The organism is Boseongicola sp. (assembly GCF_057460485.1).
In genome coordinates, this window is record NZ_JBVCWP010000418.1 from 1 (window position 1) to 2,443 (window position 2,443).

The following is a 2,443-nucleotide window of genomic DNA, read 5'->3' on the forward strand; positions in this document are numbered from 1 at the left end:
AAATATGTATTTATATTTATTTAAAGCTTACTACCCCCAATTATACCCCCATCAGAACTCGGACTCAAAAGAACCACAGCGGATCAAGCAATTGGCTTTGTTGCGCCAGAAACTAGCGAATCCGGCCCATCTCCAGCCAGGCTTTCCGCTCAGAATAGAACGCCTTCCATCCCGCAATCATCTCTCCAGATGCCAGACCCTCGGCCTCGATCTCGGCAAGATCCTTTTCGGCCGTCGCGAAGCTGGTCCATTTCGGCGCGTCTTCCGCCGGCGCCAACCACTTTTCTTTGAGGTAGGCGAGTGCGGCATCCCTTGTCGGGCCATCCAGAACTCCGGGCTTGTGAAACGCAACCAGCCTGCGCCCCAACTGCTGCAACCGCGGATCTTCCAGTTGGAGAACGATGTCCCAGCGCTGCGGCCAGTCGCAGCTTTGGAACTCGCGCAGCAGAGCCTTGTCGTCGCCACTATAGAAGCCTTCGTATATTCGAGTTTCGACCGGGCGCTCTTCATCGAGTTCCTTATCCTTGAACCGGGCTGCCATCGCGCGCCCGACCCTTTTCTGGAAATCAGGCCGGGCGGCAATGAGGGACGCTTTCTCGAACAGTTCGGGATTGGTGCTTCTGGTATCGAACAGGTTGGGGACATTGTTGATCGACACACTGCGGATAATTTTGGGCGAAGCCTTAACCGCTCTGGCGAGTGCAGCATCGTCCGCATCGACGAGATCCCCAGGATCCGCCAAATTCAGATCGAAAAAGCCGGCGCTGTTGGGGTTGTCCTGGGAAAAACCGCAGAGACAGCCGGTGCAGATCCACGGCGGGCCCTTGTAGCGCAAGATGAGCTCCATTGGCTGAAAGCGCTCAAGGCGTTGGGCAACATCGTGCTTGTTCCGGTTTGCCAGAATGCTTTCCCAAAGCTCTGGTGCCCGGTCCCGGATCAGTCGGGCGATATGAATAGTAGCCAGAACATCGCCCAGCGCGTCATGAGCGTCGTGTTCGCGAAACCCGTTGGCTGGCGCCAGGCGATCCAGCTTCAGGATCGGCTGATGCAGGTCGTCTTCGGGCCAGGACAGGATCAACCGCTCGTAGACCCAGACCGCTTGGACCGCCAGCATAATATCGAGCCGGTCATTGCCGTTGAACTGAGTCTCGTACAGATCGGGCTGCAGGGTCTGATAGAACATCTGCCGGAGAAAACTCTCGTCGAACTTTATGGTGTTGTAGCCAACCCAGGTTGCCGGCGCCCATTTCTGAATGAGGGAGCGGATGCTTTGTGCGAATTCGAGGTAAGAGGGCAGGGTGCTGTCGGTGGCCTCTTCCGGCGTCAAACCAGTGACGATCATCGCATAGGGGTTGGGCAGTATATGGGGCGCGAGCCGACAGCGCAGATTGACACGCTCTATCTCGTTGAAGTCATCGTCGGTCAGGATGGCGGCAAACTGCAGCGGCTGGTCAAAGGCAGGTTCCGTGCCGGTGGTCTCCAGATCATAAAACGCAAACGGCACGGAGATTATCCTTTTTGAGATAGCTGGCGCCATTCAGTCTATCGAAGAATGACTTTCTTAGAAATGGCGCTGTAAAGTAGCTTTATATGGCAAGATTTCTCACCTCGATGTTTTACCGACCGGCCATTACGTCGGTTTTCTCCATTGGAGCATAGAATTCCCTACACTTGGCCTTCAACATCTGACCAATGGGAGCATCGGCAAGCGGGATGCCCGGATGGTGCGTGACAAGTATCCGCCCACCGGGTAGGCATGTCTCCATGAAACATGTTCCTAAAAAAACCACGGATGAAGCGCTTATTCAGGAATTCTTGAACAAGGGTGGCGAGGTCAGGTTCGGCAAGACCAAACCGTTCCCAAGTGAGTTGGGCCTAAGCAAAAATGTCTGGAACAACAAGCTGACCAAAGAAGAAAAGTCCGCGCGCGATAAGAAGTGATCTTGCAGCGCGTATCCTTGCCGTTCCAGCCAAGCAACACGTCCCTCTTCAACGGAAGGGGCGGGAAAAGATCTTTTGCTGCAATTCGTATGAAGGTCTGCTGTGCGCACGAAACCGACATATGCCGTGACCGCCGTTTCAGGTTCCGTCGCCGGGCACTCCATTGATCTTGATCAACACTGGGCCCGCCGTTTCTAGGTATATTAAGTTTTCAAGTAGTATTTGGAGGGGGTGAGATGTCGGTTAAATCTGCAAGAATTGTAGTTCATCATGAAACATTCAGGTTGATCGCAGTCGCATTGGGAATCCTTTTCATCGCTGCTTTGTCGATCATTTTAGCGTTTCCAGTCGCGGCCGAGTCTCTCGAACAGCAACTTGAAAAAATCGAAGAGGTTGTGCCAGGAAACTCGTACACTAAATATTCTCCCGCTCTCGCAGTCCAGTCTTGGGAAATGGCAGCAACCGTGGCGCACATTCAGAAACCCGCGTCCTGCAAAACCGC

General features: G+C 54.0%; 4 protein-coding genes. 2 read left to right on the plus strand and 2 right to left on the minus strand.

Annotation, left to right across the window (positions count from 1 at the left end):
• Nucleotides 1-112 precede the first annotated feature (112 nt).
• Both AC221Y_RS23030 and AC221Y_RS23035 read right to left on the minus strand, forming a co-directional pair.
• The gene (locus AC221Y_RS23030) at nucleotides 113-1,537 is read right to left on the minus strand and encodes an exonuclease domain-containing protein (RefSeq protein ID WP_486708614.1); all 1,425 of its coding nucleotides are present in this window, start codon (nucleotides 1,535-1,537) and stop codon (nucleotides 113-115) included.
• Between the two features lie 79 nt (nucleotides 1,538-1,616).
• The gene (locus AC221Y_RS23035; RefSeq protein ID WP_486708615.1) at nucleotides 1,617-1,766 is read right to left on the minus strand and encodes a hypothetical protein; all 150 of its coding nucleotides are present in this window, start codon (nucleotides 1,764-1,766) and stop codon (nucleotides 1,617-1,619) included.
• On the opposite strand from AC221Y_RS23035, the gene AC221Y_RS23040 reads away from it, so the two are divergent.
• The gene (locus tag AC221Y_RS23040) at nucleotides 1,765-1,941 is read left to right on the plus strand and encodes a hypothetical protein (protein ID WP_486708616.1); all 177 of its coding nucleotides are present in this window, start codon (nucleotides 1,765-1,767) and stop codon (nucleotides 1,939-1,941) included. The two genes, AC221Y_RS23035 and AC221Y_RS23040, sit on opposite strands and share 2 nt — an antisense overlap.
• A gap of 236 nt (nucleotides 1,942-2,177) precedes the next feature.
• A partial coding sequence (locus AC221Y_RS23045) for a hypothetical protein (RefSeq protein ID WP_486708617.1) occupies nucleotides 2,178-2,443 on the plus strand: 266 nt, incomplete at its 3' end.